This is a genomic window from Neobacillus sp. PS3-12, assembly GCF_030915385.1.
In the GTDB taxonomy this organism is placed as follows: Bacteria; Bacillota; Bacilli; order Bacillales; family Cytobacillaceae; genus JAEVLT01.
On sequence record NZ_CP133268.1, the window covers coordinates 5,589,814 to 5,612,023 of the forward strand.

Genomic DNA, 22,210 nt, shown 5'->3' on the forward strand with positions numbered 1-22,210 from the left:
CCTCTGCTTTTCCCATATAAAATTATACTAACCGAGTTAAAGACAAGATAAAAGGCCTGTTCAACATATTATTATGTGCAATTTAGACATGTCAATAATATAGCTGCATGGTCATGGCAATAATAAAGGAATGACGATTTTAGTTGTTGGGGGAAAAAAGATTTGGAACACACTTGGATTTCATTGATACCATTTCTAATTGTTATTTCCATGTCAATTTGGCTTAAAAATATCTTACCAGGTCTCGTAGTTGGTTTGCTTGCTGGGGCTTTACTAGTTAAAGGAAGTATTTTAGGAGGAACCTATCAATCCGTAACCTATATTGTAACTACCCTGTCCAACGGGAACAATATGAAAATTATTGGGTTTCTTTATTTATTTGGCGGGCTAGTAGGAATGATGAATATTTCAGGGGGGATTAAGGGGTTTTCTGAATGGATCGGAAATAAAATTCGGACTGAACGCGGGCTGCTGGGACTCATTTGGCTTACCCTGCCGTTTACGTTTATGATGCCAATGTTTCGAATCATGATGATCGGCCCTGTAGTTAAATCACTTATTAAAAAAATGAACGTCCCAAAACAAAGGGTCGGGCTTACCATGGATATTTCAACTGAATCGGTCATTGTACTTTTACCAGTCGCAACGGCATTTGTCGGGTTCATGGTTTCATTGGTGGAAGGCAGCACTAGAAAAGTACATCTGGGTATATCACCCTATCATGTCTTTTTGCTTAGTATTTTGTTTAACTTTTTTGCCATTGTGATGTTGGTAATTGGGGTAATACAAACATTTTGGAACCCTGCCAAGAAAAAAAGACACACTAATGCTATTCAAGAACAGCTAGATGAAGAAAAAAATGAACTTCACCGCAGTGGAATTGAAAAAGAATTGTCCTTGGTCAAAGCACAACCATGGAACTTGATTTTCCCTGTTTTCTTACTATTGGGATTATCACTATTCCTTTTATGGAAGGATGGTAAAGCCAAAGGGGCTCATACCATTTTTGCGGCTTTTTCGAAGGCGGATGCTACTTTCGTTATGCTATTGTCGGTTTTTATCACTCTGATTTTATCCTTCGCCTTTTACATTTTGAGGCATCAGCAGTTAGATGAGCTCTTATTTCATTTTTATGATGGAGGCAACCAAATGATGGAAGCCATCAGCTTGCTAGTACTCATTTGGTCATTAACACTTTCGGCATCGGATCTAGGATTTTCAACATTTATTAGTTCAACATTAGGAGCATTTTTACCTTCCTTTTTGACACCAGTAACGATTTTTCTGCTTGGGTCCGTAATCGGCTACTTTATCGGTTCATCTTGGGGAACGTGGGGGTTACTAATGCCATTGGGTGTATCGTTAGCTGTTGCAACTGGGGCTTCCATCCCATTAACAGTCGGTGCTGTCTTTGCAAGTGGTGCTTTTGGTGCGTTAACATCACCATTGGGCGACACAACCATTACAACAGCAACGATTCTCGATATGCCCCTTGTTGATTATTCTCGATATAAATTGAAAATCTCCATTCTGGGTGGAGCCATTGCCATCGTCCTGTATCTAATCACTGCTCTCTTTTTTATATAAAACCAAAAGTAGGTTACTTTTGAAGCTAACCTACTTTTTAAATTTTTTCTAAACGGCACCCAGAAACTACAGGATTACTAGCTAGCTTATGGACCAATATTTTGAATAGATACCTGGGAACCTTCAATTGTCAGATGTTGTTTCCCTATCCCATCGATTGTCATGATGGCTTCCATTGGTACTTCAAGCGGAATTCTAAAAGCTTTCCTTTGGTTGATTTTAACAATATGATTACTTTTAATACTATTTACCCACTTACTTTGTATTAAATAATCTTTTAATACTGATTCATCAATTGGTTTACTGTAATAATAGCCTTGAATTTCATCACAATTTAATCCTTTTAATAACGATAGCTGTTCTATAGTTTCTACACCTTCTGCAACAACAGTTTTATTAAGCTTATGGCAGAGATTGATCGTGGATGCAATAATTTCAAAGCTATCACGATCCCTATGGATTTCATCTATAAGGCTTTTATCGAGCTTAATCGTTTCACAAGGAAATTTCCTTAAATAATTAAGAGAGGAGTAGCCAGTCCCAAAATCGTCTAACGCAATAGAAATTTCGATATTTCTTAGTTTATTTAATGTCGCTAAAACCTGTTCTTCCTTTTGAATAATCACCGTTTCCGTTATTTCAAATTCAATCCACTTTGCATCAACTCCTGATTCCGTAAGAATGGAGGAGACCATATTAGCAAAATGAGGTTGAAGAAGCTGTACTGCCGATAGATTGATTGAAATTCTTTTAATAGGAAGATTTTCTCTTTCCCACAATTTAATTTGATTGCATACTTTTCTTATCAGCCACTCTCCAATTTGGACAATTAACCCTGATTCCTCTGCCATAACGATAAATTCATTTGGCGATACAATCCCCCATCTTGGATGATTCCACCGAATCAGGGCTTCTGCTGAAACCATTTCATTCGTCAAGGGATTAAATCGAGGTTGATAATAGATGCAAAACTCATCTCTTAGCAAAGCCTTTTTAGAATCATTTTTCAAAGTAAATTGTTTATAACCATATAAATTCATCGTTGGTGAGAAAATTTGATATTGATTTTTGCCATTTCTTTTTGCCCGATACATGGCTGTTTCAGCATTCTTTAATAATACTTCTTCATTCTCTCCGGAAAACGGAAAAACACTTACACCCATACTTGCTGAGAGATATACTTCATTTCCTTTTGCTTCAAAAGGTTTCTTGTGGATTTGTTCATTGATCAATATTAATGCTTGCGGGATATCTTCCAGGTCGCATATATCTTTTAGTAAAAGATAGAACCCATCTCCCCCTTGCCTAAATAAAACAACATCATCGTTTATGCTTTGCTTTATCCTTATTGAAAAATCAACCAACAGTTGATTGCCAGTATTGTAGCCAAACGTATTATTGATAAATTTAAAATCGTCTAAATCCAATTGGACAATCCCTAAAGCTGTGTTATTTTCTTTAGCTAGATTGATCTCTTTACTTAAACATTCACTAAAAGACTTGGAATTAGGCAGCCCTGTCAGTAAATCATAATGTTGTATTCTCTCAATTTTATTAAATAAATCTTTTTGCATTTGTTTTTGTTCCGTTATATCCGTCCGAAGTGTTAAAAAACCATATAAATGATCGTTTTTTATTAGCGGATGCATGGACATAAAATTCCAAGAAAAAGATCCATCTTTACGTTTTATCGCAATCTCGCCCTTCCAAACCTTCTCGGAAAGAAGTGTTTCCCAAAGATTCTGATAAAATGCTTTAGAATGAAGTCCTGTCTTAAATATTCTAGTATGTTTACCTATTAATTCATCCGCTTGATAACCCAGTGTTTCACAGTACATATCATTCACGAATTGAATGACACCTCTAGTATCAGTAATTAGTATCAGTGTTTCATTAAGAATTACAGAAAGGATTTCATTGCTGTTTAAAATTGAGTCACTATTAAAAAGATCGATGGCATGTAGTGAGTCCAATTCGTTAAAAGGAACATTCTTCTTCATACTCGATTTAGATTTACGATTAGCTCCCGAGCTTTTCCCTATTACATTCATAAAATAAGACACCAACCTTTTCAAAGTTGAAAATAGGTAATTTAATGGTAACGATTATTCGGAATAGGAATATATTACTATCTTAATAAAAAACGTTAGTCGTTTTTTGTCGGATTTTCAGTTAATTAAGTAAAAATTTTTTATTTGTCACATAATTTTCGATACTTTTGCGGTTTTTATGCTGTTTCTCACTTACAAATCGATTTTGTAAAAAAATGAACACATTTTAAATTTGGAACTAAATTAATAAATATTTCCTAAATCTGTAATAAGCTCTAATTATTGAGTATCCATCTATTCTAAACCTGAATTATTTCTGCCCTTTTTGGAAAAATAATATAAGGAAATTCACTATTTTTTGGAGGTTCTGTGATGGACTTTAATCAATTAGAACAATTAGGCGATGAATTACGCGGAATTGGCCATAAAAGGAGACAATTAGTGGAGCAAATCTACCAAGAAGTACGAGAAGGCGATCAAAAATCTTCCAAGCAGCTTTATCAAGAATTAAGCAGTGTCTCCAAACAAGCTATTGGAATTATCCAACATCAAAAAGAATTATTTGACCAAGAAATAAACCAAATGTAGCATGGAATTCCATGCTACATTTTTTTATTATAATTTATCTCCGAAAAATAATTTGATTGCTTTATTATTTTTTCAGAATAGAATATAGGTTAATAGATTTTTCACAATCTAAATAAAACACCACTTGCCGTGGTGTTTTCATTTTCAATCAATTATTGTTCCGAGAGGCTTGATACGGAAATGCTTTGTTTATAATTAGGGTTATCGAGATCATGAATAGTTGCCACTCCATTTTGCTGGTCAACATGCTCGATATAAATCTTAGCTCCATTATACAGTACATTTGCCATCGTTGATGAGTCAGCTATTTCTTGTGCGCGTTTTGCATCCATACTAAATTCCTCCTTTCTAAATAGTCCAATTACAGTATGCGCTTTGAATGTATATATATTCATTTGCGATTGATAATTTAGTACATAAACCTTTACAATTGAAAGTTGGCGTTGCTATTGATAAATAACAATTTTAAAACCAAATCTAGTCATACCCAAAATGGCAAGATGAGGATAACATATTTTATCTTTATTTTTTTCACCATTTCTTTAGGACTTGCATCAAGAAAATATAGTTATCTCCTTCCACCATTTCTTGCGGATCACGCAGGCGATGCGCTATGGGCGATGATGGTCTATTTCGGCTTCCGTTTCATTCTACCAAGAAATCAACTGTCGGCTTCTATCATTTTCAGTATTTTGTTCAGCTTCAGTATTGAATTTAGTCAGCTTTATCAAGCAAATTGGATTAATCGTATACGCAGCACAACTCTTGGAGCATTGATTCTTGGAAAAGGATTTCTTACTGTTGATTTAATTCGATATGCAATTGGTATTTTGATTGGAGCAGTGTTAGATCGATTTATACTTGTATTCACTAAATACAAATAGGTTAGTATATTCCTTATTTCATATAGAGAGACAGAGCTACAGCCCTGTCTCTTTATTGATTGGGGCAATATTTTGAAGCCCTAATATTTTTTACAGAAAATTAAGCTAGTTGTTTAAGTTTTGAGTAATTAATAATAATTATCATTAATAATTTAACGGTTAGCCCAGAACAAAAACTATATTTGTATTATATATGTTGAATATGATTCTCAATTAGAAAATAATTTTCTCAATTATATTTGACAATTTCACTTTTTTTCTAGTATCATAGCCTATGAATGAAAGGAGATGAAACAAAATTGAAAAAATATGATTATCATCATTTAAAACACGTAAAGGAACAACAAGAATCTAAGAAAACTTTATGGGTTACCTTATTTCTAACTCTATTCTTTACACTTGTAGAGATTGTCGGTGGCATATATGCCAATTCTTTGGCCCTTTTATCTGATTCCGCACATATGATGTCTGATGTTTTAGCTCTTGGATTGAGTATAACGGCCGTGTATTTGGCAACAAGAAATTCAAATAAGAAATATACATTCGGTTTCCTTCGTTTTGAGGTTTTGGCATCATTTTTAAACGGGTTGGCTTTGGCTGTTATCGCCATAGGAATTTTTATTGAGGGAATTAAAAGAATAATGAATCCAATTAAGGTAGATCTTCAATTGGTTCTCATTGTTGCTTCCATTGGATTGCTTGTTAATATTGTTCTTACAATCGTTTTGATTCGAAGTACAAAAGCAGAGAATAATCTAAATATTAAAAGCGCCTTATGGCACTTTATTGGGGACTTATTGAACTCCGTTGGGGTAATCATTTCTGCCATTTTGATTTATTTTACAAACCTTACGATCCTCGACCCTTTAATAAGTATAATCATTGGCGGAGTTATTCTTATTGGTGGAGTGAAGATTATTCGCGAATCATATCTTATCCTGATGGAATCAGTGCCAGAAGCATATAATCTTGATGCAATTCGCGAGGATATTAGTAACATTGAAGGTGTACAAGACGTTCATGAACTTCATCTGTGGACGATAACGACTGACCATTACTCCCTTACGGCACATGTATTCTTATGTGATGATAGCCACCCTTTTAATGTTATTAAGAATATAAACAATCTTTTAAAAGAGAAATATAATCTCGATCATTCAACTGTGCAGATTGAAAATCCTGCAATCAATGAACATGGAAAATATGGTAGAGATTTTTTCTCTGTGAACAAATGCACAAAAACTAAAACAATTCTTCTAAGAAGTTAACTTATATACGAATCTAGTGTGATAATTTTAGTGTTAAAAATTACTCAAAAACTGATAAACCTCCGATTTATTCTAACAAGGTTTATCAGTTTTATTTTATGTAGCAAAAGGAAATAGCACGTTGAACGTGCTATACCATAAATAGGAAAAATCCAGCTGACTTTTAACTTAATGGATCACCAAAGGAAAAATGGGTTGAAAGCAACTCCTACAAATGGTACGAATGCAGGAGGTCCAAAAAATGGCCCAGGTCCAAAAAAACCAAATCCGTAACCTTCATTTGTACTTGAAGATTGAAATTCTTCAATTTCCAGACCATTTTTTCTTACCTTTGCTACCCTTCCAATTACCCATTTGCCTTTTTTATTTTTATATTGAATTAGTTTTCCCTCTAAATGCAGCGCTTGTTTATAATCTAATTGCATGATCATCCCTCCTTTGAAATCGGCTTACTACACTTTATGTGGCCTGTCCAGCCTGTGTACAAGCAAACCGCCTACAAAACAAAAAAGGGCTCCTTTTTATTTTTCACCAAAAACCTCATTATAAAGAAAAAGCGATCCTCCACTAAATGGAGCATCGCACACCGTGTTATTCAACGGTAGGTTTGTTATTTTGATAAAAATCCTTTGGACTTTCAAATTTTCCTTGTTCACGATTCATTGAACTGCTTCCAAAGCTTGGCAGCGTTTTTTCTTCTTTCCGTTCTTTTCTTCTGTTTAGCCACTCCCGAATCCGTTTACGCAACCTTGAGCGCTTCTTCATCTTTCTTCACCCCAATCACCTATTTCACCAGCGGCAATCCAATGGGTCTTCACATGGTTCACTTACAGTATACATTTTTATTTTAACAAGTTCTAGTCCAGCAAAAACAAATGACTTGTGGACTACATAGACATAGAACCTTTTCTCAACTTCTAACCAAACTCGAATATCGATATTCTTTCCAAATCTATAAAACTCTCTCTTAATTGGTCTATTAAATGAAACGATGAATATACATGGTTTTAAAAAAGAAAGGTTTGAGGTTATGGCTATTTTTTCAAATAAAATTCATTGTGGAAATTGTGAAAATGTATTTCACCCGAATAATGAGAGAGGTAAAACTTATTGGTCTTGCCAGGGCGATGAAAAATGTGGAATTAACATTGTTAGTGAAGAGGCAATGATTGAATTTATTAGTAGAAGGTTATGGATTGATGATCGAACAAAAGAAAAAATCACACATCTGATTGAAAGAAGTGTGGAAAAGATTGTTGTAAAAGATAAAAATAATTTTGACGTATTTTTTCGAGGACAAGAACCAATGTCATGGAAGCCCGGACATATTCACTACTAAATGAAAGAAAGTATTCCATATAAAAAACCTCAGTAATAATACCGAGGTTTTTAGCTCATTAAGCAATTATAAAAACTTTTAATCTTCTGCCTCTTCCCGAACAATGAGAACATCACATGAAGCGAATCTGGTAATATGTTCTGAAACACTACCCATTAAAAGTCTTTCAACTGCGTTCAATCCTGTTGCACCGCATATAATTAAATCACAATTTTTCGCTCTGGCAATATCCTTTGGAATTTTTACCTTAGGGGAACCAAATTCAATTATACAATCAATTTTTGTAAGGCCAGCGTTAATAGCTTTTTCCTTATAATTTTCAAGCATTTTTGATGCTATTTGTTCTCCTCTTTCGGCAATGTTACGCTCAAAAGGATCAACCTCAACTCCTGCATAAGCGTAAGTCCTTTGATCAACAACATGTGCTAAAAGCAAGTTTGCATTGTTTCTCTTGGCAATTTCAACAGCTTTTTTAAAGGCACGCTCTGCTTCTTTAGATCCATCAATTGCAACTAAAATGTTATTGTATTCAAATCCCATTGTCATTTCCCCCTTCATCCAATTATACAATACTAAATATGGAAAAGAATGATCATTTTTTATTAGAATAATAAAATCATTATGTAACAATCAATTTATTAGACTGCACGTTGAATTTCATATTGCTTTTGGATTTCAGTTTTCGTATATTTCCACAATCATTTCTAATTCTACTGGCATATTATGTGGCAAGGCATTTGTACCAATCGCAGACCTTGTATGCTGTCCTTGGTCTCCAAAAATCTCTTCAAATAACTCAGATGCTCCATTCATTACTTTGGGTTGTTCTGTAAATCCAACTGGACAATTAACAAACCCGAGAACTTTAACAATTTTTTTGACTTTATCTAGTGTACCTAAATGATCAGTTAAAATGGATAGTAGATTTAGTGCTGCTAGTCTTGCTGCCATCTGTCCCTCTTCGATTGATAATTCATTTCCAATTTGCCCCTGAAACATAACTTCCCCATTCATTTTGCATCCTGTACCGGAGGTGTAGACTAGATTACCAACAGTTGTCGCTGGAACATAGACACCAGATGGTTTAGGAGGAGCGGGTAAGTGAATCCCTAAATCTACCAATTTGTTTTCAATTGCTCCCAGATTAACCACCCCATATAATGAATTAATTACTTCTTTCATAGTTGAAACAGCATATACAAATTTAGTATAAATGATTATTGATATTTTAGCTTTAGTATTTTTCCGAATTTTCTGTAAACAATTCGAGTTTTTTCGAAGATTAACGATATTATCATATTAAATCTGCAACGTAAAAAATAAAGGCAAAAGACTCTTTTTGTCTATTTGCCTTTACAAGGTAAAATCCATGGTACCTAAAGTTTTGCGGGAAAAAGTTCATAATTAAATGAATGTTCCCTTAAAAATTCTGGCAGTTGAAGCAATGATTTTAATTCAGCAAATGTACCACGGGGCTCAATGTCAATATCGATAATGTTATAACTCCATTCTAGCTCTGATGGAATGTGAATTGAATTTATTCCAAGTTCAATCGCTGGCTTAATATCTGTTTTGAGTGAATTTCCAGGAAATACCACGCTTTTTTATAGTTTTTAAACTCCCTATATATTAATATTTATTTATTTAAAAGGTGTTTAACCGCATAGACTGGGTGATACAATAGCATCCTTGGACCAGAAAAGCGCATTACTGATTTGATCTTCTGTCGATATTCTGGTTTATAACAGTGGACAGAGCAGTTGGAACAAGCGGTTTTACTCTCCCCAAATTGGCAAAGTGAAAGTCTTTTCAACGCATAGTCTTGTAGATCCTGGCAATCTTTACAAAGTCTCTGTTGATGGTGATGCTTTTTTATACAATACAAACGAATCATTTCAGTAACGGTGTCTTTTTCTTTTTGGACAATCGGACCATTGTTCAGTTCTCTTTTCATGGCATGTAAACCTCTTTCACCTTTAGATTTACTAATTTAAAGGTATCATAGAAACATTTGAAAGTAATTGGCCTTTTATTAAGATTTTTCTACATTTTCATAGTTACTATTTACAAAAAACACCCTAACTTCTAGTGAAATTAGGGCATTTTTTGTATTTTTTTACTTACTTCCCCTCTCCATATACCTCTGGTAAAACCAAATGGAAACGGCCAATAAACAGCCACTGGCTAAAAATCCGCCAAGAACATCGCTGGGATAATGAACGCCTAAGTATATTCGGCTAACTCCAATCATGATAATCATAAATATGCTGAAAAGAACCAGCAGCCCTCGGCCCAATGATGTGGATAAATGTCTCCAAAGCAAAAACGCAATGACCCCGTATAAGCTAAAGGCTGCCATGGAATGACCACTAGGAAAACTAAAGCCATTTGCTTCTACAATCCGATGGATCGTGGGGCGGGCACGATGAAAAACGGTCTTTAATATTTCATTTAAAATTGTCGAACCCAAGACTACCCAAATAAACAAAATCAACTCTCTTCGATGATGCAAAACCTTAAATAGAAAAAATAATACTAAAAGCGCAATGATTGCGACTTGAGTCCCTGAACCAATAAATGTAAAGAATTTCATGATGAATGTAAGCCCGGGGGATTCAAATCCTTGAACAGCTGCAATGATGGTACTGTCAAACTGTGCAATCTTTTTATCACTCACTAGAAGGGCGATCAAGCCAAAACCAATAGCGCACAATAAACTTATTAATAAAGCCCAGGTAAGTTGTTTCTTTAAATTCATAATTATGTAAGCCACCTCTCCTTTGTAGGAATATCAATTCCCGATCTATTCTATTACCTATTGTTTTTCCTTAACTTGAAAAAACTAATCCAATGAATCTTCGCATTTCCACCCATCCTCAAAATTAAATAATATAATATTTTTCTAATTGTTTCCATCATAAAAATAGAAAATAACCTTAGTAAGTGATTTAAATGTCCTGATTATGATATGGAGGTTGCAGAGGTAGTCAGATGTAAGGTACATTTAACGAGAAGTGAAGGAGGAGATTGAATTGAAATATTTCAACATTGCCAATACGGATTTACATGTTTCTAATATCATTATGGGTAACATGCGATTAAAGCAACTTTCTTTACCAGAAATTGATGCGTTAATAAAGACTGCTTTGGAAGAAGGCATTAATTTTTTTGATCACGCTGATATCTATGGTGCTGGGGAATGCGAAACACTTTTTTCGGATGCTATTCAAATGAATTCAAGTATCCGCGAAAAAATGATTATCCAAAGCAAATGCGGAATTCGGCCCCAAGAAAACATGTACGATTTCTCAAAAGAACATATTATTTCTTCTACCGAACAGATTTTAAAAAGATTAAAAACAGACTACTTGGATATATTGCTGCTCCATCGCCCAGATGTCTTAATGGAACCAACAGAAGTGGCTGAAGCATTTGAACAGCTGAACAGCTGCGGAAAAGTGAAATACTTTGGTGTTTCCAACCACACACCTTTGCAAATACAACTGCTGCAAAAATACATACCGCAAAAATTAGTTGTCAATCAAATGCAATTTAGTATCGTGCATACTCCGATGATCAACTCTGGAATTGCTTTAAATATGAATACCGACCAAGCTATCAATCGGGATAGTAACGTGTTGGATTACTGCCGCCTTCACGACATAACCATTCAAGCATGGTCCCCCTTCCAAAAAGGATTTTTTGAAGGAACTTTCCTTGGGGATTATGAAAATTATGGTGAGCTAAATGATTATATTAAGCAACTTGCTGTTAAATATGAGGTTACAGATACGGCAATTGCCACTGCATGGATTACCCGCCATCCCGCTAATATTCAAGTTATTCTTGGAACGACTAATAAAGATCGATTAAAGGATGCATGCAGAGGTTCTGATTTACCAATAACGAGAAAAGAATGGTATGACATTTACCGATTGGCAGGAAATATAATCCCATAAAGAGAATGGCTCGGTGTTTACCGAGCCATTCTTTCTTATTGATTAGCAGACACTTTGACCATTTCATCTTTTAATTTTCCTAAGAGTTCTTTTACGCCAGCATCAATCAGGTTGCCTTTCTCATCAAATTTTCCCCCTGCATTTCCCACTTGAATGATAGGTCTATTGATCAGCTTCATATTTAATGCATAGAGAACATCCCGTAGATGGCTATGTGAAACTCCAATCTGAATTGAAGCAGCTCCAATCAAAGCAACAGGTTTCCCTGCTAATGGCGTTTGCAGCGTTCTTCGTGATAACCACTCTAGTGCATTCTTAAGTACTGCGGTATAGGACATATTATATTCGGGTGTACTGATGATAATGGCGTCGGCAGATTCGATTAATTGTTTAAGCTTCACAACTGTTTCCGTTAGTGATTGCTCTCTTTCTTCTGTAAAAAATGGTAATTCAGAAATATCAGCTTCTGTATATTTAATATTGGACGGCAGCTGTTTTTTAAATTCCTGCAACAGCCCCCGATTATAGGAGTACTTTCGCAAGCTGCCGCATATTCCGACAATGTGAACATCAGATTTTAAAGATTGCAATTCTAACGCTCCTTTATTAATTAAACTCGTAACCCCATCATAACAAACTATTAAGGTTAAATCCGCTTAAAAGATTTATACTTATTTTCCCCCCAAAAAAGAAGGTAACTTTTATTAGTCACCCTCTTCTTAAAAATCAATTCATTTCTTACTCTTTTTCCTTAGCTGCAGCAGCTTGCAGCTGTGAAGCAGCAAAATCATATTGAATTGGTGTATCTTGAAATACTGGCCGTTTCTCCCCATACAGGTTTACATAAAGCTCCTCGATTTCTTCTCCTGTCAGGTCGCCTCGCTTAATCAGCTCAGTTGCAATCGCATGAACAAATTGGTCATGCTCCATTACCAGTTTCTTCACTTTTTTCATTTCGGCATTAAGAAGTTCATTTATTTTTGGCCTTAGTGCTTTGAGCGCATCAGCCGAAGAACCGATGGCAAGCCAGCTGAATAACTCTTCTCCCATTCCAACAGCTCCAAGATAGGCACCTGCTAGCTCTGTCGCCTGTTTTAAATCAGACGTAACACCATTTAGTTTTTTTCTAAGGAATTCCTCTTCCACTGCACGGGAAGCGAGGCAAACTTGAATCTCCGCCAAGATCTCGCTGTCGCTTCGATTATAGCGCTCATGAGTCGGTTTGGTAGCAGCAATTCCCAGTGCATCACCCCTGCGGATGATCGTTACCTTCCAAACCCGTTCGTGCGGCTTCAATAAGAATTGTGCTACAGCATGTCCTGCTTCATGATAAGCAACATTTCGCTTTTCATCTTCACTCATCGACCGAAGCGGCTGTTTTAGGCCCCATTCATATGTTTCCATAGCAGCTCGGAAGTCCTCGTAATTAGAAACAGCCGCACCCCGTTGATGGGCAATCACTACTGATTCATTGACAATATGTTTAATTTGTGCAGGACTGTAGCCAATTGTGTCAAGTGCTGCCCGCTCAGGAGTAAAGTTTTCATCCCGTCTTACCTTATCAAGATAGTATTGAAATACATCGATACGGCCATCATAATCCGGCGCGTCTACCCAAATCTTTCGGTCAAACCGTCCTGGACGGAGCAGCGCAGCGTCCAATACGTCTGGCAGGTTGGTTGCCCCAATCGTGAGGACTGATGGGCGTTCTGCCTTCTTTTTCCGAAGGCCAAGTGAACGAAGCAGCTTTGCAAACCAGCCATTATCAATATTTGGCGGATCCATCTGTAGAAGAAGCTCGTTCAAAAGTCCTGAACCGCCCATGCCCATTAATCCACCAAGGCCTCCTCCAGCGTTCCCGGCACCACGGCTCATTCCAATGGCATCAATTTCATCAATAAAAATAATACAGGCACCATATATTTTCGATAGCTTTCTAGCTTTCTTATAAAGACCCATTACCTTTAGATTGCCAACACCGAAAAACATATTTTGAAAGCTTGGTGCTGAAGCATAAGCAAAAGGAACTTGTGCTTCATTGGCAATTACTTGGGCAAGGTAAGACTTTCCTGTTCCTGGGGGTCCACAAAGCATTAATCCCCTTATCGCTTCGCCCCCCATTTCCTTAAACTCTTTGACACCCTTCAACAGGGTAACGATGCGTTTGGCATTTTCGACAATTTCGGGATTTCCTCTGTAATCCTCCCAAGTCGAACCCGTCTCACCGGGCAATATCCAATATGTTCGTCCCCTGGCAAGAAACCAAAAAAGAGCAACAAACTGGATAATCATAGACAGAATCGCAAAGAATAGCTGCAACACGACCATTAAAATCGATGTTGTAGCATCCCATACTGTCTGCCCTCCTATCAGCAGTACAGTACCGATAATAGCAAGGGCAGCGACCCAGAGGATTACATTACGCCATTTAATCCATCGATATTTCCTCACCGACACACTTCCTTCGCCTAAAATATATAGAAATAGAATTAAAAAATATTAACTAGTTCAATATTGTAATAATAAAGCCTACCAAAAAGAAACGCAAAAGAAATAGATTATAATAAAGCTCCAATATTTGACCCCAAAACCATTGATGCACTCATTTATGAAAAAGCAGGAAATATTTCTTCAAAAGAAGAAACACTATATAGTAACTTATTTTTTAAGGAGGCTTATTTCATTGGACCAAGCAGTTATTACATACCTTTCAAAAAATAGAGAGAAGCATTTAGCGGAATTAAAGGAGTTTTTGGCGATACCAAGTATTAGCTCTCTGCCGGAGCATAAAGAAGATGTTCAAAAAGCAGCTAATTGGGCCGCAAATGCTCTTCAAGAAATTGGGCTAGAGAATATTAACGTGTATCCTACTGAAAAGCACCCAGTTGTTTATGGGGACTGGTTAAAAGCGGCAGGAAAACCAACCGTTCTTATATACGGCCATTACGATGTCCAGCCGGTTGATCCTGTTCATTTATGGGACAGTCCTCCTTTTGAAGCAGAAATTCGTGAGAATAAGCTCTTTGCCCGTGGTGCAAGTGATGATAAAGGTCAAGTGTTTATGCATATCAAAGCATTGCAAGCAATTTTTGAAACAACAGGGACACTCCCTATAAATGTGAAATTTTTGATTGAAGGAGAAGAAGAAATCGGCAGTCCCAGCTTGCCAAGATTTATTTCCGAAAACAAAGAATTATTGTCTTCTGATATCATCGTGATTTCCGATACGAGCATGATGGAACCCGGGAAACCAACCATTTGCTATGGCTTAAGAGGTTTATGCGGCTTGCAAATTGATGTCAAAGGGCCAAAAAGTGATCTCCATTCAGGTCTTTACGGCGGTGCCGTTCAAAATCCAATCCATGCATTAGTCGAAATCGTGAATACCTTTCATAATGATAAGGGAAGGATTACGGTGGAAGGCTTTTACGATTCCGTTGCAGATTTGACTGATGCAGAAAAGGCAGCCTATCATGCATTAGGAATTACGGAACAGTCTTTTATCAAACAATTAGGAGTGCCTGAAATGTTTGGTGAAGAAGGCTTTACTACACTCGAAAGAACGTGGGTACGTCCAACACTCGAAGTGAACGGAATATATGGAGGATTTCAAGGAGAAGGAATTAAAACCGTTCTCCCTTCGGAAGCACATGCAAAAATCACCTGTCGACTTGTTCCGGATCAAGATCCAGATGTGATTGTTAATTTATTACAAAAGCATATTCAAGCCCATACACCACCAGGAGTTACAGTGACTACTTCTTTATTCGACAAAGGTGCTCCATTTGTCACTCCTTTTGATCACCCTGCTATTCAAGCTGCGGGAAGAGCATACGAAAAAGTATATAAGGTTCCAACCTCCTACACACGAGGAGGCGGCTCGATTCCGATCGTCGCTGCTTTTGATCAGATTTTAGAAAAGCCCGTTGTTTTAATGGGATTTGGGCTGCCGGACGAAAATTTCCATGCTCCTAATGAACACTTCCATCTTGAAAATTTCGACAAAGGCTTAGAAACCATTTGTTATTATTGGTATGAGCTGGAACGGTCGTTATAAAATTATATATAATGAAAGCCCCGATCTGAGCGAAAAAAGATCGGGGTTTTCATTTGTGATACATCCAAATTTTTATTTTTTATTGTATTAATGATGCTGGCAGTTGTTGGATTCGAAACATCAATTTATAATAAAATAATAAATATTTTAATTTTTGAATACTAAAATAAATAGTTACCGTTTAAACAATTCTGAGGAGAAGATTTGCAATGACAATACGCTTCAATAATGACCTTTTTCATAATGCTTTTAATTTATCTGCTATTGGAATGGCAATAATATCTTTGGATGGAGCGTTCTTAAAGGTCAATTCTTCTTATAGTAAAATCATCGAGTATTCTGCCTCAGAGCTAGAACAAATTAAATTTCAAGATATTACCTACCCAGATGATTTAAAAATAAATCTTAACAATCTGGATAGGATGTTAAATGGGAAGTCGCCCTATCGGGAATATGAAAAACGTTATGTTAAAAAAAATGGTTCCCCTGTTTGGGTGCTATTAAATGTCTCGCTCGTAAAAGATGAGACCCATAAACCCTTATATTATATTTCACAGATTCAAGATATTTCCGAACAAAAAGCATTAAAAGAGGAGCTCGAGAAAAGCGAAGAACGTTACCGCGCTTTAGTTGAATCCTCCCCTAATGGAATCGTGGTTCATCAAGAGGGAAAAATCGTTTATACCAATCCAAGATTTATGAGCTTGATAAAGGCACCTTCTACAAATTGCTTAATTGGACAACACATCATCCACTTCGTACATCCTGATTATCATGAAGTTGTGAAAGAAAGAATTAACACTTTAGAACAAAATATATCTGTGGGAGCTTTAGAAGAAAAATATATTTGTTTTGATGGATCGATTGTAGATGTAGAGGTTATCGCAACACCTATTGAGTACCTTGATAGGCCTGCTTTTCAAGTAATTATTCATGACATTTCGCAAAGAAAAGAAATGGAAAGTGAATTGAATAAATCTCAGGATGAATTGAAAGCGAGTGAGGAACGATTCCGTCTCCTTGCCGAATATTCAAGTGATATGATTACAATGCACGATATAAAGGGAACGTACCTCTATGCTTCACCGGCGTGCAAAGAAATTTTACAATATGACGAAGATGAATTGGTAGGACAAGATGCCTATCGGTTTATGCATCCTGATGATATTGAAAAAGTGAGCATGGGGCATCAAACTGCACTGAACAGTGGATATTCCGTGTTTTCCTACCGTATTTGCCGCAAAGATGGTGAATATGTCTGGCTAGAATCTGCGGTTAAATTTATGAATGAAATTCTTTCCGGCGATCAAAAGCTAATTGTAGTCTCACGTAATATTAGTGAAAGAATATTGGTTGAACAAAGGCTTCAAGAAGCAAATGAACTCTTACAACATCTTTCCACCATTGATGGACTGACAGGAGTATCGAATCGCCGCACATTTGACGATCGATTAGAAATGGAATGGAATCGCGGACTACGAAATTCTGCCCATCTCTCATTACTTATGTTAGACATTGATTATTTTAAATCGTATAACGATACCTACGGACATCAAGGAGGAGATGGTTGTTTAAAACAAATTGCTTCTGTGATCCAAGAGAATCTCGGAAGGTCCACTGACTTACTTTGCCGCTACGGTGGTGAAGAGTTTTGTGTGATTTTACCAGAAACAGATGAAACAGGGGCAATTCTAGTAGGAGAGAAAATTAGGATGGCGATTGAGGCATTGAAAATTCCCCATTCTGGTTCGAAAATCCAACCCTGGGTAACCATAAGTGTAGGGGCCGCAACCATGATTCCAAATGTTTATACTTCTTATATGAATCTCGTATCCAATGCAGATAAGGCCGTCTATAAATCAAAGTTTGATGGACGAAATTGCGTTCGATCCTATGAATAATTTAAATTACGCTGCATGTTTAGTGCCGTCCAATCTCAGACGGCTCTTTTTTTATCTTCTATGGCTTCATGGATTTTTCGTTTTAAGGAAGATCCACAATCTTATATTCGCACTTGATATACCTTTTAAAATAATTGATGATTGTTTTAGATAAGAGTTATTTTTTTATTCCTTAATTAGGAGGTCCAGGAACTTGAAAATAGTTAAAGGTAAAGGTATACAAACATGGTTAAAACAATATCCTCTACTGAACAAACTTATATCGACGGAGGAAGTATTTTGGCTGAATCCGAATCTTAAAAAATTTGAAGCAGCATCTCTAACATCCCCTCTTACCTTTGAGGATGTTAGAGATGCAGAGGAAAGGCTAAAACGTTTTACTCCTTATATAGCAAAAGTTTTTCCTGAAACTAGAAAAACGAATGGAATTATCGAATCCCCTTTAGTTAGAATTCCTTCTATGAAACAATCCATGGAAAAGCATTCTCAGCAGCCAATCGCAGGTGAATTATTGCTTAAATGTGACAGTCATCTCCCGATTTCGGGGTCCATCAAAGCTAGAGGTGGGATCTATGAAGTTCTTAAACATACAGAGGAATTAGCTCTACAACATCAATTATTGACGGTATCGGATGACTACTCGATTTTAGATAGTGATCTCTTTAGGACATTCTTCTCAAAATATTCAATCGCAGTTGGCTCAACTGGTAACTTAGGACTTAGTATCGGCATTATGAGTGCAAAGCTTGGTTTTAAGGTAACGGTTCATATGTCTGCAGATGCAAAGCAATGGAAAAAAGATTTGCTGCGAAGCAAAAATGTTACAGTTATTGAATATGAAGAGGATTATAGTAAGGCAGTAGAGGAAGGTCGAATCCAAGCAAATGCGGATCCTTCCTGCTATTTTGTGGATGATGAAAATTCTCACGACCTGTTTTTGGGGTATGCCGTTGCCGCATCACGATTGAAAAAACAATTAGAAGATTTAGAGATAAAAGTTGATGAAAATCATCCCTTATTTGTTTACCTCCCATGTGGTGTTGGCGGTGGTCCTGGCGGCATTGCTTTTGGATTGAAGTTAGTTTTTCAAGATCATGTTCACTGTTTCTTTGCTGAACCCACCCACTCTCCGTGTATGCTGCTTGGTTTAATGACAGGACTTCATGATCAAATTGCCGTCCAAGATATTGGAATTGATAATATTACAGATGCTGACGGACTTGCTGTGGGGAGACCTTCTGGTTTTGTGGGTAATATCATCGAACCTTTTTTAAGTGGCAGTTATACGATTAGCGATGAACAGCTATATCAATTATTAAAGGAACTTGTTGATACAGAAGGGATTTATTTAGAACCTTCCGCACTAGCTGGGATGATCGGACCTATTAAATTACGCAAAGAAGGGACTGATTATTTAAAAAGACATAATTTTGCGGAAATGATGAGCAATGGAACCCACATCGTTTGGGGAACAGGCGGGAATATGGTACCTAAGGAAATGATGATGCAATATTATCAAAAAGGATTGGATTTATCAGTATAGAAATCGATAGATAGTTAACACGGGAACAAAAGATTAGTCTATTAATCAGAATAAGGGAAAGTGTCCGTGAGAACCCTGCCGGCGGACACTTTCCTGGTTAATCACCTATGTAACGTTTTCTACCTCCCTACAAACTTCGGTTTTCTTTTTTCAAAAAAGGCAGCCATAGCCTCTTTGCGATCTTCTGTAGCGAAAGCGCCATCATAGCACGAGGCTTCTACAGTTAAACCTGATTCAAGATCAACATTAGACCCGGTATTAACAGCCATTTTCATCATTCTTAAGGCAACAGGTGCTTTTTGTGCAAGCTTTTCAGCCCATTCTTTTGCAGTAGATAGAAGCTTATCTTGTCCAACGACTTTATTGACAATTTGCAACTGAAGAGCTTTTTCCGCATCAATCATTTCCCCGAAATACAATAATTCCTTTGCCGTGCCTAATCCGACCACTTTTAAGATTCGCTGTGTTCCCCCTCCTCCAGGGATGACACCTAAATTGATCTCTGGAAAAGCAAACTTTGCATGCTCAGAAGCAATCCGTAAATCACATGCTAAGGCCAGTTCTAAGCCCCCTCCGCGTGCAACCCCATTAATGGCCGCAATCACTGGTTTGTTAAGGGTTTCAATTTTGGAAAATGCAATTCTGGTTATTTTGGTCAAATCCATCATACCGACAGTGTCCAATTCGGCAATTTCATTGATATCTGCCCCAGCAACAAATGCCTCTTCCCCACTCCCTGTAATCAAGATGACATTAACATCTTCGTTTTCTTCCAGCTCTCCCATTAATCGGGTTAACCCCTTATATATTTGTGTATTTAACTTATTATCAGGGGGGCAGTTGATCGTCACGAAAGCTATCTTGTTTTCAATCTCACAAAGTATTAAATTATCATTCATTTAATTTTTCCTCCAAACAACTATTTATACAGTGGTACTATTACATCATATCAGTATTTTTTGAATTTTGTAAATTAATTTGGAATTTTCCTACTTTTATAAATACTCAAAAACGCAACGTATTCAAATTTTTGTACAATTTTTCTAGGAATCTTAATTCAACAACCTAAGTCGTCTTTTCTTTGTGATTCTGCATATAGTTTTAATTATATAAATCAATATTGGGGTGAATTTTTCTCCATTTTCATTCCATTTGGTGCTGCCTAAATTGAGTTATTTTGGAAATGACCAACCAACAATCGAGAAAGGATGTGTGAGTACTGAATGGATTTAAATACTTTTATCAGGCTATATCAAGAGTTTTTATATGAGTGTATGCAAAAGGGATGGTCGACCGAGGTTCTTATTGAAGAATTTGGAAATTACCTCACAGCCATTAAAAGTATGGAAGGAATTGAAGTGCAGTTCTTTATTGAGCTAGACAGAGAAAATTGTGAAAAAATAAATGATAAAACACATCAAGGGAATCTGAAATATGGCGTTTTAAGAGAAAAAGGAAAAGGAGACTTATTTGCAAAAGAAGTTTTGGATGCTTTCCACCAGTATTGGGCTAAGCATTCTCATAAAAAGAAAACGAGTTTTATTCTCTATAAACGCTAAAAATATCGCTTTAGAAAAGCCCCTCTTTCTACGAATAATAGGAAATCTTTTAGAAATAATAGGAGAGAATATTTTATTTAGGAGGCTTTTCTATAGTGAAGTCAAATAACAACAGACAAAATAACAAAGTAAGTGATATCGAACAGAATCTACAAAATAATCAACAAAGAGATGAAAGTGTAGCTGCCCAAAAGGACGGGTTACGGTATGACTACAATGATTCTTCCGATTTTAAGGATAACAAAATGTCCTAAAAAAGGCTTTACATTAATACAAAATCCCACTCATAAAAGTGGGATTTTGTATTGCAGCATTCCTAAAATGAGAGCCTATACTGGAAGGGAAACGGAATTTGTTTTCTTTTTAGCAGATTTCCACTGTTCGGCAAATAGATTAACAGCAGCCATATCTTCTTGGTACATTTCAGGTTGATCCATCATATACCCAATTTGCCAAAAGAACATATCAACTAATTTCATTGGTGTATATTCCACACTATCATTTGAAAATAGTTTTCTACCAATATGAAAATCATCCATATTTTGATTATAAAAATCAACTAACTCTTTAATTGAAAATTCATTAAGCTGAGTTCGAATATCGAATAAGTTTAATCCTTTTTTCAAATATCGATTGTATGCAGGCGTATTTCCATATACACCCATAAGTATAGAAGAAGCAAGTGCATCCGTAACATGAATGAGACTTTGCCCATCCATTTCAAAAATATGATCCTGATAGGCCTTTCTAGTATCCGCGATAAGATTATCGATCCCCACTATACTTCTATAGTCTAATGAACCATTTTCATGCTCCTCAAAGAAGGCATTATTTTCTGAATTCATTACGACGTTTGCCAGAAAGTACCCGTGAACTTTGTAATCTTTCTGCAGCAGAACAGAATTTCTATCAATTAAGCCGCAACTTACCAAATAAAAACCTAAATGAAGGCAGCCATGATCAAACACATCAGCCTTCTTTAGATACTTATAGTTATTAAGAAAAAATTTGTAACAATGTTCCCAGGATTTGAATCTATGATGCTGATCCTTTCTCGATAGTGATTGATACTTCGAAAGAATTTCAGTGATCAAAAAGATCATCTCCCTTTTTGGGTTTTAATTGTACAATTTGAATTAACGGAAAATACTCTCCTATAGGCTAACTTCCACAAGAACGTTGATTTTTTCATCGATTATTTTGTGATTTTTTAAGACATTAGCTCCCCCTTTTCCCTATCTTCTAGCAACAATGAAGTAAACAGAGATGATAAAGACGGACTGAAAATCTAATGAACCTTTCACCTGTTGTGGCAGTAATGGAACAGTTCCGAACTGCCAAAAACTGCACTCTTCTCCATTATACAGCAAAGATTTTTTCCAAATTGTCTATATTGTTACTATTCTGTGATATGACTTATATTTATCCCGTATACTCATTACTAATCGAGTAGGAGGGGGTGACTAACCCCCGA

23 protein-coding genes are annotated in these 22,210 nt (G+C 36.3%); 11 read left to right on the forward strand and 12 right to left on the reverse strand.

Annotation, left to right across the window (positions count from 1 at the left end):
• Positions 1–162: 162 nt before the first annotated feature.
• Entirely contained in the window at positions 163–1,587 is a 1,425-nt protein-coding gene (locus RCG17_RS28065; protein ID WP_308173270.1) for a Na+/H+ antiporter NhaC family protein, read from the forward strand.
• An 86-nt stretch (positions 1,588–1,673) separates the two neighbouring features.
• Here the strand turns inward: RCG17_RS28065 and RCG17_RS28070 are convergent, their stop codons facing one another.
• A complete protein-coding gene (locus RCG17_RS28070) occupies positions 1,674–3,638 on the reverse strand; it encodes a putative bifunctional diguanylate cyclase/phosphodiesterase (RefSeq protein WP_308173271.1) in 1,965 nt (654 codons plus the stop codon).
• Between the two features lie 372 nt (positions 3,639–4,010).
• Between RCG17_RS28070 and RCG17_RS28075 the strand changes: the two genes are divergently transcribed.
• Complete coding sequence (locus RCG17_RS28075; protein ID WP_308173272.1) at positions 4,011–4,226, forward strand: hypothetical protein; 216 nt, start codon at positions 4,011–4,013, stop codon at positions 4,224–4,226.
• Positions 4,227–4,378: 152 nt separating this feature from the next.
• On the opposite strand, the gene RCG17_RS28080 is transcribed toward RCG17_RS28075, so the two are convergent.
• Positions 4,379–4,558: a small acid-soluble spore protein H gene (locus tag RCG17_RS28080; RefSeq protein ID WP_308173273.1), complete on the reverse strand. Its 180-nt coding sequence runs from the start codon at positions 4,556–4,558 to the stop codon at positions 4,379–4,381.
• 168 nt (positions 4,559–4,726) lie between these two features.
• On the opposite strand from RCG17_RS28080, the gene RCG17_RS28085 reads away from it, so the two are divergent.
• Positions 4,727–5,110, forward strand: coding sequence for a ribosomal maturation YjgA family protein (locus RCG17_RS28085; RefSeq protein WP_308173274.1), 384 nt, complete (start codon positions 4,727–4,729; stop codon positions 5,108–5,110).
• A gap of 299 nt (positions 5,111–5,409) precedes the next feature.
• On the forward strand, positions 5,410–6,378 hold the full coding sequence (locus RCG17_RS28090) for a cation diffusion facilitator family transporter (protein ID WP_308173275.1): 969 nt from the start codon (positions 5,410–5,412) through the stop codon (positions 6,376–6,378).
• Between the two features lie 176 nt (positions 6,379–6,554).
• Here the strand turns inward: RCG17_RS28090 and RCG17_RS28095 are convergent, their stop codons facing one another.
• Both RCG17_RS28095 and RCG17_RS28100 read right to left on the reverse strand, forming a co-directional pair.
• The gene (locus RCG17_RS28095) at positions 6,555–6,803 is read right to left on the reverse strand and encodes a hypothetical protein (RefSeq protein ID WP_308173276.1); all 249 of its coding nucleotides are present in this window, start codon (positions 6,801–6,803) and stop codon (positions 6,555–6,557) included.
• Positions 6,804–6,969: 166 nt separating this feature from the next.
• Entirely contained in the window at positions 6,970–7,143 is a 174-nt protein-coding gene (locus RCG17_RS28100; RefSeq protein ID WP_308173277.1) for a hypothetical protein, read from the reverse strand.
• A 265-nt stretch (positions 7,144–7,408) separates the two neighbouring features.
• On the opposite strand from RCG17_RS28100, the gene RCG17_RS28105 reads away from it, so the two are divergent.
• Positions 7,409–7,717 carry a recombinase zinc ribbon domain-containing protein gene (locus tag RCG17_RS28105; RefSeq protein ID WP_308173278.1) on the forward strand — a complete coding sequence of 103 codons (309 nt, stop codon included), beginning with the start codon at positions 7,409–7,411 and terminating at the stop codon, positions 7,715–7,717.
• A gap of 78 nt (positions 7,718–7,795) precedes the next feature.
• Here the strand turns inward: RCG17_RS28105 and RCG17_RS28110 are convergent, their stop codons facing one another.
• The 4 genes from RCG17_RS28110 to RCG17_RS28125 all read right to left on the reverse strand — a co-directional run bounded on the left by RCG17_RS28110 (position 7,796) and on the right by RCG17_RS28125 (position 10,475).
• Positions 7,796–8,257, reverse strand: coding sequence for a universal stress protein (locus RCG17_RS28110; RefSeq protein WP_308173279.1), 462 nt, complete (start codon positions 8,255–8,257; stop codon positions 7,796–7,798).
• Between the two features lie 135 nt (positions 8,258–8,392).
• A complete protein-coding gene (locus RCG17_RS28115; RefSeq protein ID WP_308173280.1) occupies positions 8,393–8,899 on the reverse strand; it encodes a RidA family protein in 507 nt (168 codons plus the stop codon).
• Positions 8,900–9,353: 454 nt separating this feature from the next.
• Positions 9,354–9,671: a nitrous oxide-stimulated promoter family protein gene (locus tag RCG17_RS28120; protein WP_308173281.1), complete on the reverse strand. Its 318-nt coding sequence runs from the start codon at positions 9,669–9,671 to the stop codon at positions 9,354–9,356.
• Between the two features lie 162 nt (positions 9,672–9,833).
• Positions 9,834–10,475 (reverse strand): phosphatase PAP2 family protein, encoded by a 642-nt coding sequence (locus RCG17_RS28125; protein ID WP_308173282.1) that lies wholly within the window; start codon positions 10,473–10,475, stop codon positions 9,834–9,836.
• Positions 10,476–10,749: 274 nt separating this feature from the next.
• On the opposite strand from RCG17_RS28125, the gene RCG17_RS28130 reads away from it, so the two are divergent.
• Positions 10,750–11,676: an aldo/keto reductase gene (locus RCG17_RS28130; RefSeq protein ID WP_308173283.1), complete on the forward strand. Its 927-nt coding sequence runs from the start codon at positions 10,750–10,752 to the stop codon at positions 11,674–11,676.
• A 35-nt stretch (positions 11,677–11,711) separates the two neighbouring features.
• Here the strand turns inward: RCG17_RS28130 and RCG17_RS28135 are convergent, their stop codons facing one another.
• Both RCG17_RS28135 and RCG17_RS28140 read right to left on the reverse strand, forming a co-directional pair.
• The gene (locus tag RCG17_RS28135) at positions 11,712–12,266 is read right to left on the reverse strand and encodes an NADPH-dependent FMN reductase (RefSeq protein ID WP_308173284.1); all 555 of its coding nucleotides are present in this window, start codon (positions 12,264–12,266) and stop codon (positions 11,712–11,714) included.
• A 148-nt stretch (positions 12,267–12,414) separates the two neighbouring features.
• Positions 12,415–14,127: an AAA family ATPase gene (locus RCG17_RS28140; RefSeq protein WP_308173285.1), complete on the reverse strand. Its 1,713-nt coding sequence runs from the start codon at positions 14,125–14,127 to the stop codon at positions 12,415–12,417.
• Between the two features lie 232 nt (positions 14,128–14,359).
• Between RCG17_RS28140 and RCG17_RS28145 the strand changes: the two genes are divergently transcribed.
• The 3 genes from RCG17_RS28145 (at position 14,360) to RCG17_RS28155 (ending at position 19,177) form a co-directional block, all read left to right on the forward strand.
• Positions 14,360–15,733, forward strand: a complete 1,374-nt coding sequence (locus RCG17_RS28145; RefSeq protein ID WP_308173286.1) for a dipeptidase — start codon at positions 14,360–14,362, stop codon at positions 15,731–15,733.
• A gap of 209 nt (positions 15,734–15,942) precedes the next feature.
• Complete coding sequence (locus RCG17_RS28150) at positions 15,943–17,634, forward strand: GGDEF domain-containing protein (RefSeq protein ID WP_308173287.1); 1,692 nt, start codon at positions 15,943–15,945, stop codon at positions 17,632–17,634.
• Positions 17,635–17,827: 193 nt separating this feature from the next.
• The gene (locus tag RCG17_RS28155; protein ID WP_308173288.1) at positions 17,828–19,177 is read left to right on the forward strand and encodes a D-serine ammonia-lyase; all 1,350 of its coding nucleotides are present in this window, start codon (positions 17,828–17,830) and stop codon (positions 19,175–19,177) included.
• 119 nt (positions 19,178–19,296) lie between these two features.
• Here the strand turns inward: RCG17_RS28155 and RCG17_RS28160 are convergent, their stop codons facing one another.
• Complete coding sequence (locus RCG17_RS28160; protein ID WP_308173289.1) at positions 19,297–20,076, reverse strand: enoyl-CoA hydratase/isomerase family protein; 780 nt, start codon at positions 20,074–20,076, stop codon at positions 19,297–19,299.
• 324 nt (positions 20,077–20,400) lie between these two features.
• Here RCG17_RS28160 and RCG17_RS28165 point away from each other — a divergent pair, with 324 nt between their 5' ends.
• Together RCG17_RS28165 and RCG17_RS28170 are read left to right on the forward strand one after the other, a co-directional pair.
• Complete coding sequence (locus RCG17_RS28165) at positions 20,401–20,736, forward strand: hypothetical protein (protein ID WP_308173290.1); 336 nt, start codon at positions 20,401–20,403, stop codon at positions 20,734–20,736.
• Between the two features lie 95 nt (positions 20,737–20,831).
• The gene (locus tag RCG17_RS28170; protein WP_308173291.1) at positions 20,832–20,990 is read left to right on the forward strand and encodes a hypothetical protein; all 159 of its coding nucleotides are present in this window, start codon (positions 20,832–20,834) and stop codon (positions 20,988–20,990) included.
• A gap of 75 nt (positions 20,991–21,065) precedes the next feature.
• Here RCG17_RS28170 and RCG17_RS28175 read toward each other — a convergent pair whose 3' ends face one another.
• Positions 21,066–21,830, reverse strand: coding sequence for a hypothetical protein (locus tag RCG17_RS28175; protein ID WP_308173292.1), 765 nt, complete (start codon positions 21,828–21,830; stop codon positions 21,066–21,068).
• Between the last annotated feature and the right edge of the window lie 380 nt (positions 21,831–22,210).

Coding starts and splice junctions, on each gene's coding strand:
- RCG17_RS28150 (WP_308173287.1), top strand. CDS start 15,943: ATGACAATACGCTTCAATAATGACCTTTTTCATAATGCTTTTAATTTA.
- RCG17_RS28160 (WP_308173289.1), bottom strand. CDS start 20,076: ATGAATGATAATTTAATACTTTGTGAGATTGAAAACAAGATAGCTTTC.
- RCG17_RS28115 (WP_308173280.1), bottom strand. CDS start 8,899: ATGAAAGAAGTAATTAATTCATTATATGGGGTGGTTAATCTGGGAGCA.
- RCG17_RS28105 (WP_308173278.1), top strand. CDS start 7,409: ATGGCTATTTTTTCAAATAAAATTCATTGTGGAAATTGTGAAAATGTA.
- RCG17_RS28070 (WP_308173271.1), bottom strand. CDS start 3,638: ATGAATGTAATAGGGAAAAGCTCGGGAGCTAATCGTAAATCTAAATCG.
- RCG17_RS28100 (WP_308173277.1), bottom strand. CDS start 7,143: ATGAAGAAGCGCTCAAGGTTGCGTAAACGGATTCGGGAGTGGCTAAAC.
- RCG17_RS28080 (WP_308173273.1), bottom strand. CDS start 4,558: ATGGATGCAAAACGCGCACAAGAAATAGCTGACTCATCAACGATGGCA.
- RCG17_RS28085 (WP_308173274.1), top strand. CDS start 4,727: ATGAGGATAACATATTTTATCTTTATTTTTTTCACCATTTCTTTAGGA.
- RCG17_RS28095 (WP_308173276.1), bottom strand. CDS start 6,803: ATGCAATTAGATTATAAACAAGCGCTGCATTTAGAGGGAAAACTAATT.
- RCG17_RS28075 (WP_308173272.1), top strand. CDS start 4,011: ATGGACTTTAATCAATTAGAACAATTAGGCGATGAATTACGCGGAATT.
- RCG17_RS28120 (WP_308173281.1), bottom strand. CDS start 9,671: ATGAAAAGAGAACTGAACAATGGTCCGATTGTCCAAAAAGAAAAAGAC.
- RCG17_RS28110 (WP_308173279.1), bottom strand. CDS start 8,257: ATGGGATTTGAATACAATAACATTTTAGTTGCAATTGATGGATCTAAA.
- RCG17_RS28165 (WP_308173290.1), top strand. CDS start 20,401: ATGGATTTAAATACTTTTATCAGGCTATATCAAGAGTTTTTATATGAG.
- RCG17_RS28125 (WP_308173282.1), bottom strand. CDS start 10,475: ATGAATTTAAAGAAACAACTTACCTGGGCTTTATTAATAAGTTTATTG.